Source organism: Rathayibacter sp. VKM Ac-2835, from assembly GCF_013266705.1.
Taxonomy (GTDB): Bacteria; Actinomycetota; Actinomycetes; order Actinomycetales; family Microbacteriaceae; genus Rathayibacter.
The window spans coordinates 154,580-170,833 of record NZ_JABSNQ010000003.1 but is presented as its reverse complement, the minus strand read 5'-3'; the positions used below and the strand labels follow the sequence as shown (position 1 = coordinate 170,833).

The window sequence follows — 16,254 nt, the reverse complement described above, 5'->3', positions numbered from 1 at the left end:
GGCCCCTCGCGGGGCTGGTCGGCCGGCATGGAGCGGGCCGCTGCGGGGGCGGCGGGTGTCAGGCCATGCGGAGGACGTTGCCGGTGACGCGGCGGCCGGCGGGGGAGACGAGGTAGGAGACGAGGTCGGCGACCTCGTCGGGGCGGGCGACGTCGAAGAAGGCGTCGTTCGCGGCGACGGCGGCGTGGACGTCGTCGGTGACCCAGCCGGTGTCGGTGACGGGCGGGTGGACCGCGTTGGCGGTCACGCCGAGCGGGCTGAGCTCGAGCGAGGCGGAGATCGTGTAGTTCACCAGGGCGGCCTTGGCGGCGCCGTAGGAGACCTCGCCGGGGAAGCCGCGCTCGCCGCCCGAGGTGAGCGTGACGATCCGCCCGCCGTGGCCGCCGCGGCGCTCCAGCCGCTCGGCGAGCTCGGCGATCAGCAGCGCGCCGGCGCGGGCGTCGATGTCGAGCACCCGGTCGATGCTCGCGGCGTCGACGCGGCGCTGGGGGCGGCCCATCCAGTCCCTCGCCCGGGCGCGGAAGGTGTCGACGATCGAGCCGGTGGCGTTGTGCACGAGGACGTCGACCGGGCCGAGCGACTCCTCCGCGGCGTCGAGCAGCAGGGCGGCGGAGGCGGCGTCGCGGAGGTCGGCGGAGACGGCGCGGGCGCGGCCGCCGGCGGCGCGGATCCGCTCGGCGACCTGCTCGCCGTCGGTGCGGTGGGCGAGGCGCTGGCGCTCCGGCTCGTGCTCCGGCAGCTCCTCGGCGAGGAAGGCGACCAGCACGGCGAGCCCGTCGGCGGCCAGGCGCTCCGCGATCGCGGCGCCGATGCCGTGGTTGGCGCCGGTGACGACGGCGACGCGGCAGGGCTCGAGGCCGGGGGCGCTCACGCGGACGCTCCGTCCTGCACGCGCTCCGACGGGGCCTTCTGCGACCGGGCGGCGGGCGAGGCGACTCCGGCGACGACGACGAGCGCGAGCACCAGGAACAGCGCGTTCAGCAGCCCGAAGTGCTCGCCGAGGAAGCCGATCGCGGGCGGGCCGACCAGGAAGGCGACGTAGCCGAGCATCGCGACGGCGCTGACCCGGGCCGCCGAGTGGGGGCCCTCGGCCGCGGCGGACATGCCGACCGGGAAGCCGAGCGAGCAGCCCAGACCCCAGGCGACCGCTCCCGCGATCACGAGCCCGTCGACCGGGGCGAGGATGAAGAGGAGGATGCCGACGATGGCCAGGCCGGCGGAGGCGCGCAGCACGGGCACCCGGCCGAAGCGGTCGAGCACGGGCCCGCCGAGCACGCGGCCGACGGTCATCGCCGCGACGAAGACGCCGAAGACGATCGCGGCGGTGGTCTTGTCGGTGCCGTGGCCGTCGACCATCGCGAGGGTCAGCCAGTCGTTGGCCGAGCCCTCCGCGAAGGCCATGCCCAGCATGATCAGACCGATCAGGACGAGGCGCCCGTCCCGCCAGACGCCGAGCGAGGCGGCGACGCGCTCGCGGACCGGCGCCTTCGCGACGGTGGCGACGCCCGCGGTGTCGAGCTCGTCGCGGACGGGGACGAAGCGGATCGCGGCCGAGACGGTGAGCACCACGACGACGGCGACGCCGCAGAGGTGCGCGGCGACGGGCACGGCGAGCGCGGAGGCGGCGGCGCCGAGGATCGCGCCGAGGACGGTGCCGAGGCTGAAGAAGGCGTGGAAGAGGGGGAGCAGGGTCTTGCCGAAGGCCTTCTCGTTCGCGGCGCCCTCGACGTTCATCATCACGTCGACCGCGCCGTTGCCGAAGCCGAGCAGCACCATGCCCGCGAAGGCGAGCGGGAGGGCTCCGAACGCGTCGGCCGCCAGACCGAGGAGCGCGAGACCGGAGGAGCAGACGACGAGCCCGGCGACCATGCCGCGGCGGGCGCCGAGCACCGACATGATCACGGTCGAGAGGCTGAGGCCGACGATGGCGCCGATCGACATCGAGAGGATCAGCAGGCCCACGCCCGAGGTGGAGAGCTGCAGCTCATCGCGGATGGCGGGAGTGCGCGAGACCCAGGTGGCGATCGAGAGGCCGCTCAGCACGAAGATCGTGAAGACGGCGTTCCGCCAGGCGACGAGCTGGGGGCGGCTGAGGGCGGAGGTCGAGGTCATGCGGGGTCCTGGCTGATCGCGGGGCGGTCGTGGGGCCGGATCGAACGGAATCGAATCGATTCGATGCGGGCCGGTCTAAGCTATCCGGAACGCCCGGACCGGTCAAGGACGAGTCGCCCGACGACGGCCTCCGGACCGGGGACGAGGAGCACCGTGGAGTCGAGCAGGGCCGTGGAGTCGAAGAGCGCCGGATCGCCGACGTCGCGACCGACCCTCGCGCGGGTCGCGAGCCGGGCAGGAGTGTCGCCGTCGACCGCCTCCCTCGTCTTCAGCGGCGCCGGGCCGGTCTCGGCCGGGACCCGCGAGCGGGTGCTGCAGGCCGCCGCCGAGCTCGACTACGCCGGACCGGATCCGCGGGCGCAGTCGCTCCGGCGCGGGCGCTCGGGGATCGTCGGGGTCGTCGTCGACGAGCGCGTGCTGCACGCCTTCCGCGACCCGATCAAGATCGCGATGCTCGACGGCATCGCGGACGTGCTGGGCGGGGCCGATGCGGGCATCCTGCTGCTCACCGAGACCGAGGGCGGCTCGGGACTGCTGGCGACGGCGCCGGTGGACGCGATGATCCTGGTCGGCTGCAGTCCCTCCGTCGACGACTCGGTGGCGGTGCTGCGGCGCCGCGGCGTGCCGGTCGTGGTGGTCGAGGGGGTCTCCGATCTCGGCGCTGCCGTCGTCTCGCTCGACAACCGGGAGGCGACCCGCACGCTGGCCGAGCATCTGCGGGAGCTCGGGCACGAGCGCGTCGCCGTCGTCTCGCTGCCCTTCGCGAAGGACCGGCGGCGCGGACCGCTCCCGGCGGACTGGCGCTCGAGTCCGAGCATCACGGCGGTCGAGCGGCTGCTCGGGGCGCAGGACGTGTTCGGCGACCTGGACGTGGTCACCGCGGGGGCGAGCACGGTGGACGAGGGCGTCGCGGCCGGGCAGGCGCTGCTCGGCGCGGACGAGCCGCCGACGGCCGTGATCGCGCAGAGCGACCTGCTGGCGGCCGGCGTGATCCTCGCCGCCGAGCGCCTCGGGCTGCGGGTGCCCGCGGACGTGTCCGTGGTCGGCTTCGACGGCGTGCAGGTGCCGGGGCTCGCCGCCGAGTACGACCTGACGACGATGGCGCAGCCCGCGGTCGAGAAGGGCCGGGCCGCCGCCCGCGCCGTGCTCGCGCTGATCGCCGGCGACGAGGCCGAGCCGGTCTGCTTCGAGGCCGTCTTCCACCGCGGCACGACGAGCGCTCCTCCGCGCTGACGCGCCCTGATCCCCTCCGCGAGATGCCACTTGTGACCGCGTTTCGCGGCGTGTCGCGTACTCAAGTGGCATCTCGCGGGGAGGGGTGGACGCGGGGGTCGCCGGGAGTTGTGCACAGGGTTGTCCACAGGGTGTTCGAAACTTCGTTCGAGGGTCAGCGGAGCCAGACGTCGCCGCGGAAGCGGAGGCCGAGGGTGAGCGCGCGGGCGCCGAGGAAGCCGACGGCGTAGGCGATCCAGAGGGCCAGGAGGCGCCAGTCCTCGGGCGCGAGGGGCGCGAGGAGGGCCAGCGGGGCGAGGACGGCGAGGTTCGCGAGGCCGCTCAGCGCGAGGTAGCGGCCGTCGCCGGCGCCGATCAGCACCCCGTCGAGGACGAAGACGTAGCCGCCGAGCGGGGCCGTCAGGCCGACCACGACGAGGGCCGCGGGGAGCAGGCGGAGCACCTCCGCGTCGCTCGAGAAGACGAACGGGAGCACTCCGCTGGTCGCGACGATGACCGCTCCGAGGGCGACTCCCGCGCCGATTCCCCAGGTCACACAGCGTTTCGCCACCGCTCGGGCCTGCGCGGGGTCGCCCTCGCCGAGGAGGCGGCCGAGCAGCGCCTGCGCCGCGATCGCGACGGCGTCGAGGGCGAAGGCGACGGTGGAGAACAGCGTCATCGCGACTTGGAACGCGCCGAGCTCCTCGGCGCCGAGCGAGCCGGCGACCGCGACGGCGATCAGGATGGCGGCGCGCAGCGAGGCGGTGCGCAGCAGGAGCCAGCCGCCCGACCCGGCGGAGGCGCGCAGTCCGGCGGAGTGCGGGCGCAGCGGTGCGCGGGTGCGCCGGGCGAGCCGCAGCGCGATCACCGCGTAGGCGCCGAACATCCCCCACTGCGCGACGACCGTCCCCAGGGCGGACCCGGTTATCCCCAGGCCGGCGGGGTAGATCAGCACGGCGTTCAGGGCCGCGTTCAGCGCGAATCCGCCGCCCGCGATGATCAGCGGGGTGCGGGTGTCCTGGAAGCCGCGGAGCAGCCCGGTGAGCGCGAAGACGCCCAGCATCGCGGGGATCCCGGCCATGCTCACCGAGAGGTAGCGGACCCCTGCATCGGCGACTGCGGGCTCCGCGCCGAAGAGTCCGATGAGGGCGGGGGCGGCGATGGCTCCGGCGACCGCGATGACCGCGCCGAGCGCGAGCGCGAGCCAGCCGCCGTCGATCCCGGCCGCCACCGCCCGGCGCTCGTCGCCCTCGCCGAGCGCGCGGCCGACCCGGGGAGTCGTGCTGTAGGCGAGGAACACCATCAGGCCGACGATCGTCTGCAGCACCGCGCCGCCGAGGGCGAGGCCGGCGAGCGGCACCGCACCGAGGTGGCCGACGAGGGCGGAGTCGGTGAGCAGGAACAGCGGCTCGGCGATCAGCGCCCCGAGCGCGGGCACGGCGAGCCGCAGGATGCTGCGGTCGAGGGTGCGGCGGTCGGCGGTGGTCACCGCTCGACGGTAGCGGGACGGGCGGGGCGCGCGGGCGGGCGGTGGCTACGGTGGAGGCACCCCCGGACGGAACGAGCACCATGGCATCCCGCACTCCCCGCCTCGGCCTCGGCCTGGCCGCCGTCGGGCGACCGGCCTACATCACCGCGGGGCGCGACGGCGACCTCGGGCCGCCGGAGGGGCGCAGCGTCGAGGCCCTCCGCGGGCGCACGCACGAGCTGCTCGACACGGCGTGGGATCTGGGCGTCCGCTTCTACGACGTGGCCCGGTCCTACGGGCGCGCCGAGGAGTTCCTCGGCGGCTGGCTCGCGGAGCATCCGGAGCGGCGCAGCGAGCTGACCGTCGAGTCGAAGTGGGGCTACGAGTACGTCGGCGAGTGGGCGATGGACGCGGCCGTGCACGAGCGCAAGGAGCACTCGGTCGCGATGCTCGAGCGCCAGTGGTCGGCGACGCTCGCGGCGCTGGGCAGCGCGCCGGACCGCTACCTCGTGCACTCGATCACTCCGGAGAGCCCGGCGCTCGTCGACCGGGCGCTGCTGGATCGGCTGCGCGGGCTCGCGGGATCCGGGGTCGCGGTCGGGCTCTCGACCAGCGGACCGGAGCAGGCGCGGACGATCCGGCTCGCCCTGGCGATCCCGGACTCGCCGTTCAGCACGGTGCAGACGACCTGGAACCTGCTGGAGCGCTCGGCGGGAGCGGCGCTCGCCGAAGCGCACGACGCCGGATGGACCGTGGTGGTCAAGGAGGCGCTCGCGAACGGGCGGCTCGTCGGTGACCGCGCGCCGGAGCTGCTGCGGCGGCTGCCCGCGGCGCCGGAGGACGTCGCGCTCGGTGCGGCGCTCGGGCAGCCGTGGGCCGACGTGGTGCTCAGCGGCGCGGCGACACCGGGGCAGCTGCGGGAGAACCTGCAGGCGCGGGCCGGCACGGTGCCGGAGGGGCTGCCGGCGCAGGATCCGGGGGAGTACTGGGCCGAGCGGTCGGCGCTGGCCTGGCGCTGACGCGCGGGGCGGGTGCGCGGCTCGGGAGGACCTCGGGCTCGCGGGATCGGGTTCGGCTCGCGGGACCGGGCGGTTCCGGCGTGCCGGAGGTGGTTCCGCGTGCCGGAGGTCGGGAGAGGGGCGAGCGGGTCAGTGCGGGGCGATGGCCGCCAGCCACTGTGCGACGAGACGGGTGAGCCAGGACGGGTCCTCGCCGGGGGCGAGTGCCAGGACGGCGCGGTCGGGGGCGCGCCAGTCGAGGCGGTGGTCGGGGTCGGACAGGGCGTCGGCGAGGCGACGGTCCGGGAGGGGCGCGGTGCCGCGGTGCAGGATCACCTCGACGCGGTCGCCGGGGCGGAGGCGGAGGGTCACCAGGTGCGCGCCGATCGCGTAGCTCGGGGCGTTCCACTTCACCGACTCGATGAGGCGCTCGTCGGCGGCGAGGACCGCCTCGCGCGTGCGCTCGATCTGGTCGCGGCGCGGGTGGTGCATCGCGTCGACGTGCGCGGTGACGGAGGCGTCGAGTCGGGGCATGCGGACAGGGTGGCACGGGTCGGGCGATGGGTGGGTCTCGATGCGCCCCTGCTCGACCAGCATGCAACGGGGCGGGGAGTGAGCGGGCGGCCCTTCCATGCTGATCGAGTAGGCCGCGGAGCGGGCGTATCGAGATCCGGCGTCACCGGGAGGCGGGTCTGCAGATCCGCCCTCCCGGGGGTGGGTGGGTCTCGATACGCCCCTTCGGGGCTGCTCGACCAGCATGGACGCGCCCCTGCGGGGCTGCTCGGCCGGCGGCCGACGGCTACGTGGTCTTCACCGCGTTGTCGCCGTGGTTGCCGATCACCTCGTAGGCCGTGCTGCCGACGGCGCGGACCGGCTTGGCGTTCACGTGGCCGGTCGCCCACTGGTTGCCGAGGACGGAGACGGCGCGGGCGTTCAGGGCCTCGACGCAGTGGGTCCAGCCGGAGCCGGCGTCCTCGCAGGCGAAGATGTTGCCGGTGATGCTGAAGCCGACGGTCCGGGCGGTCGGCGAGACGCCGAGGATCGCGATGGCGGGGTAGGTGTTCGCCGCGGCCTTGCCGCCGTTGCTGATCGCGTTGCCGACGATCTGGATCTGCGCGAGGTCCTCGGTCAGCCACGGCGGCATCGTGTAGACGAGGGACTGCTTGCGCGCCCCCTCCATGATGTTGTTCGCGATCGTGACGCGGCGGTTGCCGCGCAGCTCGATGTTGATCTGCGGCGAGCCGTCGAGGTGGTTGCCGAGGATGCGGATCGGACCGCCCTCGATCGAGAGGTCGGCGTAGCTCGCGCCGATGTTGTTCTCGACGATCCAGGAGTCGATCATCCGGTAGCCCGTCCAGATGCCGATGCCCGTGCACTGGTCGATGCTGCAGCGCTGGATGCGGTTGAGCAGGCCGAGGTCGCCGAAGGTGCCGTCGTTCAGGCGCATCCCGTAGCCGGTCCAGCCGTAGAGCTGCAGCGAGTCGAGCACGGTCTTGTCCAGGTGCGCCGAGACGCAGGGCGAGCCGAGGTCGTTCGCGTCGAGGATCAGGTTGTCGAAGCGGCAGGCGGAGAAGGCGCCGGTGACGACGGGGGCGTTCGTCAGCGAGCGGATCCGCGTGGACAGCTCGCCCGCGCCGCGGAAGGCGATGCTCGCGAGGCCCCCGGCGCGGCCGATCGAACCGGCGATGCGGTAGATGCCGCGCGGGAAGTACACGACACCGCCGTAGCTGGCGACGGCCGCGTCGATGGCGGCGTCGATGGCGGGGAGGTCGTCGGTGCTGCCGTCGCCGGTCGCGCCGTAGTCCTGGACGTTGTAGACGAGCTCGCCCTTCGCGACGGGGCGCTCACCGGAGACGGTGCGGACCGCCTCGGGCAGCTGGACGACGGGGACGGTGGCGGTGGAGTCGAGGCCGGCGACCCCGCCCGGTGCGGCGATCTCGGAGTGCAGGACGGGGTCGGAGGGGGCGGAATCGGCCAGAGCGACGCCCAGGGGGGAGGCGAAGAGGCTGCGACGGGTGAGGTCGGCAGTCAGAGCGGTGAGGGGAGGCATGGGCTCACAGTCCTGCGCCGCGCCACCGCGTGCAGACCTCCGAACTGGGGCGTTCGGACCGCAGGGATCGTCGACAGCCGGGCCCGGGTGCCCCGCGTCGGACCACCGCCTACCATGCCAGCATGCACCGTACGCGCGAGCTGGGCCTCCTCGACATCGCGATCGCGGGTGCGCTGACCGTCTTCGCGCTCGTCCTCGTGGCCCGGGCGACCGCGCTGCTGATCATCACTCCGCCGATCAGCTGGGCGTTCGTCGCCGCGTTCGGGGTCGCCGTCGCCCTCACCGCGTCGCTGCGGATGAACCTCGGCCGCCGCTCGGGGATGCCGATCGCCGGGCTGACGGTCACGCTCCTCGTGATCATGGCCCCGGAGGCCGACCCGTTCCGCCTGCTCGGCGTGTGGACGGCGGCGAGCCTCGTCACGCAGCTGCTGCAGACCCGGAGCCTCGCGGTGGCCGGCTACGTCACCGGTCTCGGCTCGCTCGCCGCCCTGCTCTTCGTGACCGTGTTCCAGGCGACGAGGGCCGCGCTGACGCCGCCGATCGCGCTGCTCGCGGCCAGTGCCCTCTTCCTCGCCGTGATCCTGCTCGTCGACCTGGTCCGCCAGCGCGGCCGCTGGGGGATGCAGTGGGAGCTCGGCTTCGGCGCCCTCGCGCCCAAGCGGGTCGGGGCCTATCTCCTCCTCGTCTGGGCGCTCAGCACGGTCGTCTGGGTCCTCGACGCGGTCGTCGTGCCGGCGATGGCGGGGGACCCCGCGATCGAGCAGAGCCCGATGGTCGTCCTCGTGGTCGGCGCGCTGGTCTTCAGCGTCGCGAAGCGGATCGAGGTCGGCCGGGTGCGGCGCCGGCTCTCCGGCGTCCTCGACGCGGCGCTCGGGCTGCCCTGGGGGACCGTGGCGCAGGCCGAGCGGAAGATCGTCGTGCATGCGCGGACCTCGATCGAGGCGGACGCCATCGAGGTGCGGGACGAGCCGGCCTCCGGGAGCGAGATCGCCTCGGCCATGGTCCTGCCCGACGGCCGGACCCGCTACGTCGTCGCGTCCAAGCGGGTCAGCGCGGTCCCGTTCGACGCCGAGGACGAGCAGATCCTCGACGCCCTCGCGCACATGGGCGCCGACACGCTCGCCACCCGCTACGACGTCGAGTCGCTGCGGCGCTCCGTCGACCACGACGCGCTGACCGGGCTGCCGAACCAGCGCGCGTTCCAGGGGGCGCTCGTCGCCGCCAACCGCGACCGGACGCCCTTCGAGGGCATCGCCGTGCTCTTCCTCGACCTCGACGACTTCAAGGAGCTCAACGACGGCCGCGGGCACCACGTGGGCGACAAGATGCTGCGCGTGGTCGGCGAGCGCCTCGCAGAGGTCACCGTCGAGGGCGGATTCGCCGCGCGGGTCGGCGGCGACGAGTTCGCGCTGATCCTGCGCGGACTCGACTCGGCCGAGGACGCGCGCGCCCGGGCGCAGGCCCTGGTCGAGCGGGTGAGCGAGCCCGCGACCGTCGACGGCGACACGCTCGCTCCGGTCGTGACCGTCGGCGTCGCCTTCTCGGCGCACGAGGAGCCGGACCCGACGACCATCGTGATCGAGGCCGACCGCAGCATGCTCGCGCTCAAGCGCGGCCGGGGCCGCTCGGGCCGCGGGCGCTCGAGCAGCCTGGACGTCACCTCGGTGCTGACCGACCCGGTCCGCCAGGCCGCGTCGCGCGCCCTCCGCGACCGCACCCTTGACCTCGCCTTCCAGCCCGTCGTCGACCTCCGCACCGACCGGATCTGGGCCTACGAGGCGCTCGTGCGGCTGGAGGACCCGGCGCTCGGGCGGATCGACCCGTCCCTGCTCATCCGGACCGTGCGCCACGCCGGCCTGCTCGACGAGCTGACCGTCCAGGTGGTGGAGAAGGCGATGTCCGCCGCCGCCTGCTTCCGCGACTCCGGGGCCGGGGTGGAGTGCATGAGCGTCAACGCGGACCTGGAGCAGCTCGCCGCCGACCGGCTCGGCCCGTTCTTCGCCGCCGTCCCCGCGCGGTTCCCGGGCGTGCAGTTCTGCATCGAGCTGAGCGAGGGCTCGCTCGCGGGAGCGACGGACACGCTGCGCGCGCAGGCGCAGGCCCTGCGCGACGGAGGCGTGCTGCTGGCGCTCGACGACTTCGGCACCGAGGGCTCCTCCGCGCTCGCCGTCGCGACCTTCCCGCTCGACATCGTGAAGCTCGACCGCGCCCTGATCGCCGAGCTGACGACCGAGATGCGCCAGCGCGAGATCGTCCGGGCGATGCAGTCGTTCGCCGTCGCCGTCGGGGTCCGGATGATCGTCGAGGGCGCGGAGGACGAGGACACGATCGTCGCCCTGCGCGAGCTCGGGGTGACCGATGTGCAGGGTTTCGTCTACGGCCGGCCTGACACTCGGACGGGGGCGGAGCAGCGGCTGCTGACCACCGGATCGGCCGTCGGCGACTGCCTAGACTGACGCGAGAACGGGGCTTCTCCTCCCGGACCTCCGCGGTTCTCCGCCCTCGTCCGTGCACGACCGTTCCACTCTCCATCCTCGAGCGCCGGACCTCCCGGGCTCCCGTATGCCGATCGGAACACCGCCCCATGGCTTCCTCGCTCCTGCCTCGACGCGCCCTCGTCCCGGTGCTCGTCCCGGTCCTCTGCCTCGGCCTCGCCTTCGGCGCCGCGTCTCCCGCGGCCGCGGCCGACCTCGTCGATCCGGCCACCGGCGGCACCGTCCAGGGCCTCGCGAGCGACGCCGTGCTCTCGGTCGCGGCCGGGTCCGAGCTGCAGTTCGTCACCGTCCCGGTCGCCGACGGCGTCGTGCCGACCCGCGTGGTCGCGTCGCTCACCCCGCTGGAGCCGCTGACCGGGCAGCTCTCGGTCGTCGTGTCGGGCCGCGTCGTGCAGACGCTCGACGCCGCCACCGCGACGGCGATCGACGCCCCGGTCCAGGCCTCCGACGTCGTCGACGGCGTGCTCGCGATCGGCGTCCGCCTCGGCGGGTCCGACGGCTCGGCCGGCGCGCTCTGCGAGGTCGGGACGGATCTGCTGACCGTCTCGGACCTGGGCGTCGTCGTCGACGGCACGCCGACCGCGCCGACCACGGTCGGCGACTTCTTCTCGGACGCGGTCACCGGCGTCTCGATCGTCGTGCCCGACGGCGCCGACGACGCCCTGCGCGCCGCGGGGCTCTCGGCCGCCGCCTCGCTCGCCTCGCGCTACTCCTCCGGCACCGCGATCACCGTGTCGGAGGAGAGCGCCACCGAGGGCCGCCCGGTCCTCGACGCCGCGCAGGGCCGCATCGTCCGCTTCACCGCGGGGGACGGCGACGTCGTCAGCGCGATCGGCGACGCCGGCGGCGTGCCCGAGCTGACCCTCACCGGCGCGGAGGCCGACCTGGCCGCGGCCGGAGCGGCCCTCGGCAGCGAGTACGCCGGCCTGGCCTCGAGCGCGACCACCACCGGCCTCGCGCAGAAGGTCGTCCCGTCGAGCTCGCTCGAGCACTCGCTGGCCGACTTCGGCACCGAGCGCATCGCCCTCGGCAGCACCGGGGCGTCGACGAGCTACACGACGATCACGCAGTCCGCGTTCGGCGGACCCGTCTCGAGCGTCGAGCTGAACCTCGTGGGCACGCACTCCGCCGTCCCCGAGGGGATCACCGCGACCGCCAACGTCTACTGGAACGACTTCCTGATCGGCTCGACCGTGCTCGGCGCCGACACCGACGTCGCGATGACGCTGCCGGTGCCGACCGGCCAGCTCAGCGCGTCGAACGGGCTCTCGGTGACGCTCTCGGCCGTGCGCGAGAGCGACGGCGCCTGCATCGGCTCGGCCGACTCCGTGCCGATCGAGTTCTTCGTCGACGGCGCCGGCTCGACCGTGACCGGTGTCCGCGGCGAGTCCGCGGCCCCGGGCTTCGGCCGCTTCCCGCAGGCGTTCGGCGGCGAGCTCGCCGTCGCGTTCGGCGGGTCCGCGACCGGCGCCGACGCCCTGCGCAGCGCCGGCGACCTCGTCACCGCGCTGCAGCGGGTCGACTCCGACCCCCTCGCCGTCTCGGTCGTCGGAGTCGACGAGTTCGTCGACTCGGACCGCTCCGGGGTCGTCGTGGGCGCCGGCACCGACGAGGCCGAGGCGCTGAAGACGCCGCTGCGCCTCGCCGCCTTCACGGCGATCGACGCCTCGCGCCTCAGCTACGGCGTCGGCACCGAGGCGCCGTACGCGGCGCTCGAGGCCTTCACGACGGACGGCCGCGAGATCGTGCTGCTGGGCGGCTGGAGCGCGGACGGCGACGCGACCGCGTCCTCCGGGCTGCAGTCCTCGATCGCCGGCTGGGCCGCCGACGAGGGCTGGACCTCGCTGTCCGGCAACCTCGCCGTCTCCGGATCGACGGAGAGCGACCCGGTCGCGATCGACAGCAACGAGATCACCCCGCAGGACGAGGTGAAGGACGACTACTCCTCCTACGCCATCTGGTTCGTGATCGCGATCGTGGTGATCGGGGCGCTCATCCTGCTCGGCTGGCTGGCGCGCCGCCGCCGGTCGCGGAAGGTCGCCGCCTACGTCGACGCGCAGGAGCGGGCGGCCGGCGAGTCCGCCGCCGCGCCGGGATCCGCGCCGATCTTGGAGGGCGACCAGCCCGCCGCGCGCCCCTCCTCGACCGACTGACCGAGCGCATGACCAGCACGATCGCCGCCCCGCCGCCGGTGGCCGGCGCGCCCGCCCGCCCGCCCTGGTGGCGGGAGGCGTGGGCCCGCCTCGGCCGGCCCGTCACCGGGCGGCAGGTGCCCGGCACGGTCGTGATCCTGGTGGTCTCGCTGCTGGTGGGCTTCGCGGCCTGCCTGGTGACCACCTCCTCCGGGATCAACCTCGCCTACGCGGACACCCAGAGCCACCTCTCGATCTCGCGGCGCATCTTCGACTCGAAGGCGCCCGGCTTCACCCAGCTCGGCACGGTCTGGCTGCCGGTGCCGAGCCTGATCCTGATCCCGTTCGTCCAGTCGCTCTGGCTGTGGCACACGGGCTGGGCGGCGGGGCTGCTCGGGATGATCTGCCTGGCCGGCACGGCCTGCGGCGTCTACCGGATCTCGGCGCGGGTGGGCCACCTGCGCGCCGGCCGGCTCACCGCGGTGCTGCTGGTGCTGGCGAACCCCGGCGTGCTCTACGCCTTCTCGACCGCGATGACGGAGCCGGTGCTGATCGTCACGATGGTCGGCTGCTTCTCCGGGCTCGCGCACTGGGTCACCAGCCGGCGCAACCTCAGCGCCGGCGAGATGATGGTCTTCTCCGGCCTGCCCGCCGCGGCCGCGACGCTCTCGCGCTACGAGGGCTGGGTGCTGGTCTTCGGCGGCACGTTCGTGGTGCTGATCGTCGCCTGGCGGAGGAAGCGGTCGTTCGTCTACGCGATCAAGATGGCGAGCGCCTTCGGGATCCTGCCGCTGATCGCCATCGTCTGGTGGCTGGTCTACAACTTCGCCGTCTACAGCAACCCGCTCGAGTTCATGAACGGCCAGTACTCGGCCGCGAACCTGCAGAAGGCGGTCGCCGACGCGGGGCTGCTCGCGTACCAGGGCAACGCGGGGCTGACGCTGTGGTCGTACAACTGGGCGGTCCTCGAGACCTCGGGCCTGCTCACGGTCGCGCTCGGCCTCGCCGGTGCGCTCGTGCTGGCCTGGCGGCGCGGGATCTCGGACGACGCGCTCGTGATCTGGCTGATGATCGTCTCCTACGCCTTCTCGCTGCTGAGCCTGTACCTCGGCCAGACGCACATGAACAACGACCAGACCCTGCCGACCAACTGGTGGAACAACCGCTACGCGCTGTCGGTGCTGCCGTTCCTCGCGGTGCTGGGCGCCGTGCTGGTCGACGCGCTGCGGCGGCTGCCGCGGATCGGCGCGGGCGCCCTCGGTCTCGTGCTCGTGCTGCTCGGCGCGCAGACCGCCTGGTGGGCGCAGGACCTGGACCGCAACGCCGTCATCGCGGAGGCGACCGGCTACGTCTCGATCAAGGAGGCGTCGGGCGCGACGGCCGCGGCCCGGTTCCTGAGCGAGCACTACGACGGCGGCGGCATCCTGATCGACGAGAGCGCGGCCGGCAACGCGCTGCTGCCCGAGATCGGCGTGCCGCTGGCCGAGTACTACAACCGCTCGGCCGGCGAGCTGTTCGACGAGGCGCTCGCCGCCCCGTACACGCACGCGAAGTGGGTCTTCGTGACCACCGCGGACGCCCCCGAGCTCAGCGAGACCGGCGTCGCCGACCTCGTCTACGACGCGATCACGCGCGACTCCTCCTTCGACACCCGCTACCGCCCGGTGTTCGCGCAGGGGATCTACGTCATCTACGAGCGGCTCGGAGGCTGACCATGGCGACCGCCACCGCCCGGGTGGGCGAGATCCTGCTCGCCCGCGGCCTGATCACGAGCGAGCAGCTCGACGAGGCCCTGCGCCGGCAGGCGCGCGAGGGTGGCCTGCTCGGCCGGCACCTCATCATCGACGGCGCCGTCACCCGGCGCGAGATGTACGCGGCGCTGGCGGAGCAGTGGGACGCGCCGATGATCGACCTGGTCGAGGAGCCGCCGGGAGCCGCGCTGCTGGCCCGCATCGGCGCCTCCACCCTGGTCGGCGCGGGCTGGCTGCCCTGGCGCGTGCTGTCCGACGGGACCGGCGTCATCGCCACCTCCGTCCCGCCGACCGAGGAGATGCTCGCCGAGGCCCGCGCGATGCTCGAGGTCGAGGTCGTCGCCGTGCGGACCACGACCGACTGGGACGTCTTCCAGGCCGTGGAGAACGCCTGCCGCGCCGCCCTGCTCTTCGGCGCGGCCGACTCGCTCGCGGTGCAGAGCGGCGACGAGTCGGCCAAGTCGGGGCTGCGCCGCTGGCAGGTGATCACTCCGCTCGTGGTCGCCGCGATCGTGATCGTCGGCGCGGTGCTGGCGCCGAGCCTCACCTTCGTGATCGTGCTCGCCTCGGCGAACCTGCTCTTCCTGATGAACATCGCCTTCAAGGCGCTGGCCGGCCTGCGCGCCCCGCTCAACCAGAGCTCGGTGAAGGCCTGGGAGGAGGAGGTGGCGATCGAGCGCGGCCGCCGCGGCCTCGACGTCTCGCCGCCGCGGATGACCGACGAGGAGCTGCCGATCTACACGATCCTCGTCCCCGCCTACAAGGAGGCCAACATCATCAGCAAGCTGCTGGTGAACCTCGGCGCCCTCGACTACCCCAAGGCCAAGCTCGAGGTGCTCGTGCTGCTCGAGGCCGACGACGACGAGACGATCGCGGCGGTGCGCCGGATGAGCCCGCCGGAGTACGTGCGGATGGTGATCGTGCCCCCGGGCGGCCCGCAGACCAAGCCGCGCGCCTGCAACTACGGGCTCAGCTTCGCCCGCGGCGAGTTCGTGGTGATCTACGACGCGGAGGACCGACCCGACCCCGACCAGCTGCGCAAGTGCGTGCGGCTGTTCCGCGAGGACGCCTTCGAGCGCGAGCACGTGGATCCGGAGCAGAAGCAGCTGGTCTGCCTGCAGGGGGCGCTGAGCTACTTCAACGCCGACTACAACGTGCTCACCCGGATGTTCGCGGTCGAGTACGCGCACTGGTTCGGCGCGATGCTGCCCGGCCTCGACCAGTCGCACCTGCCGATCCCGCTCGGCGGCACCTCGAACCACTTCGAGACCCGCGTGCTGCGCGAGCTCGGCGCCTGGGACCCGTACAACGTCACGGAGGACGCCGACCTCGGCCTGCGCGTGGCCGCGCACGGCTACCGCGTGGGCGTGGTCGACTCCAACACCTGGGAGGAGGCGTGCGCCGAGGTCCCCGCGTGGATCAAGCAGCGCACCCGCTGGATCAAGGGCTACATGATGACCGCGGGCGTGAACACGCGGCACCCGATCCGCTGGTTCAAGGTGAACGGGGTGCTGGGGTCGCTGAGCCTCGTGGCGCTGATCATGGGGACGCCGGTCGCGTTCCTCCTCTATCCGCTGGTGCTCGGCTTCACCGTCATCACCTACATCGGCGTGCAGTTCCTGGGGCTCGATCTGCCGGAGTGGCTGATCGTCGCGGGGACGACGAACATGCTCTTCTCGAACACGCTGATGATCGTCGTCTCGGGGATCGCGGCGTGGAAGCGCTACAACTGGCGGGTCGCGGCGTTCGCGATCCTGAACCCCGTCTACTGGGTGCTGCACTCCATCTCGGCCTGGCGCGCGGCCTGGCAGATCGTCTTCAGCCCGCACAAGTGGGAGAAGACGCCCCACGGCCTCACGGAGGACTACGAGGACTCCACGATCGGGGCGCCGGCGTAGGACTGCACCGCGCTGGTCGAGCCTCCTCGGAGGCCGCGGCTCCGCCGCGACGTGCCCTCCGGCCGCCCGCACGCGGCCTTCATGCTGGTCGAGTAGCCCCGCAGGGGCGTATCGAGACCCGCCGTCACCAGCCGGCGG

Annotated in this window: 11 protein-coding genes; 6 read left to right on the top strand and 5 right to left on the bottom strand. The window is 73.7% G+C overall.

Features of this window, described 5'->3' with window-relative positions; translation table 11 throughout:
- Positions 1 to 58: 58 nt before the first annotated feature.
- Both HRK28_RS14540 and HRK28_RS14535 read right to left on the bottom strand, forming a co-directional pair.
- Positions 59 to 871 (bottom strand): SDR family NAD(P)-dependent oxidoreductase, encoded by an 813-nt coding sequence (locus tag HRK28_RS14540; RefSeq protein WP_173252131.1) that lies wholly within the window; start codon positions 869 to 871, stop codon positions 59 to 61.
- Entirely contained in the window at positions 868 to 2,112 is a 1,245-nt protein-coding gene (locus HRK28_RS14535) for an MFS transporter (protein WP_173252130.1), read from the bottom strand. Before HRK28_RS14535 ends, HRK28_RS14540 begins: the two co-directional genes overlap by 4 nt.
- Positions 2,113 to 2,265: 153 nt before the next feature.
- Here HRK28_RS14535 and HRK28_RS14530 point away from each other — a divergent pair, with 153 nt between their 5' ends.
- Positions 2,266 to 3,345 (top strand): LacI family DNA-binding transcriptional regulator, encoded by a 1,080-nt coding sequence (locus tag HRK28_RS14530; protein WP_244231710.1) that lies wholly within the window; start codon positions 2,266 to 2,268, stop codon positions 3,343 to 3,345.
- Between the two features lie 154 nt (positions 3,346 to 3,499).
- Here HRK28_RS14530 and HRK28_RS14525 read toward each other — a convergent pair whose 3' ends face one another.
- The gene (locus HRK28_RS14525; RefSeq protein WP_367948435.1) at positions 3,500 to 4,813 is read right to left on the bottom strand and encodes an MATE family efflux transporter; all 1,314 of its coding nucleotides are present in this window, start codon (positions 4,811 to 4,813) and stop codon (positions 3,500 to 3,502) included.
- Positions 4,814 to 4,893: 80 nt separating this feature from the next.
- Between HRK28_RS14525 and HRK28_RS14520 the strand changes: the two genes are divergently transcribed.
- Complete coding sequence (locus HRK28_RS14520) at positions 4,894 to 5,811, top strand: aldo/keto reductase (protein ID WP_173252129.1); 918 nt, start codon at positions 4,894 to 4,896, stop codon at positions 5,809 to 5,811.
- 129 nt (positions 5,812 to 5,940) lie between these two features.
- Here HRK28_RS14520 and HRK28_RS14515 read toward each other — a convergent pair whose 3' ends face one another.
- Both HRK28_RS14515 and HRK28_RS14510 read right to left on the bottom strand, forming a co-directional pair.
- Positions 5,941 to 6,324, bottom strand: a complete 384-nt coding sequence (locus tag HRK28_RS14515) for a DUF1801 domain-containing protein (protein WP_173252128.1) — start codon at positions 6,322 to 6,324, stop codon at positions 5,941 to 5,943.
- A gap of 265 nt (positions 6,325 to 6,589) precedes the next feature.
- Positions 6,590 to 7,840 (bottom strand): glycosyl hydrolase family 28-related protein, encoded by a 1,251-nt coding sequence (locus HRK28_RS14510; RefSeq protein WP_173252127.1) that lies wholly within the window; start codon positions 7,838 to 7,840, stop codon positions 6,590 to 6,592.
- 122 nt (positions 7,841 to 7,962) lie between these two features.
- Between HRK28_RS14510 and HRK28_RS14505 the strand changes: the two genes are divergently transcribed.
- The 4 genes from HRK28_RS14505 (at position 7,963) to HRK28_RS14490 (ending at position 16,116) form a co-directional block, all read left to right on the top strand.
- On the top strand, positions 7,963 to 10,296 hold the full coding sequence (locus HRK28_RS14505; protein ID WP_173252126.1) for a bifunctional diguanylate cyclase/phosphodiesterase: 2,334 nt from the start codon (positions 7,963 to 7,965) through the stop codon (positions 10,294 to 10,296).
- Between the two features lie 128 nt (positions 10,297 to 10,424).
- Positions 10,425 to 12,488, top strand: coding sequence for a hypothetical protein (locus tag HRK28_RS14500; RefSeq protein WP_173252125.1), 2,064 nt, complete (start codon positions 10,425 to 10,427; stop codon positions 12,486 to 12,488).
- An 8-nt stretch (positions 12,489 to 12,496) separates the two neighbouring features.
- A complete protein-coding gene (locus HRK28_RS14495; protein WP_173252124.1) occupies positions 12,497 to 14,179 on the top strand; it encodes a glycosyltransferase family 39 protein in 1,683 nt (560 codons plus the stop codon).
- Positions 14,180 to 14,181: 2 nt separating this feature from the next.
- Positions 14,182 to 16,116 (top strand): glycosyltransferase, encoded by a 1,935-nt coding sequence (locus HRK28_RS14490; RefSeq protein ID WP_160086022.1) that lies wholly within the window; start codon positions 14,182 to 14,184, stop codon positions 16,114 to 16,116.
- Positions 16,117 to 16,254 lie beyond the last annotated feature (138 nt).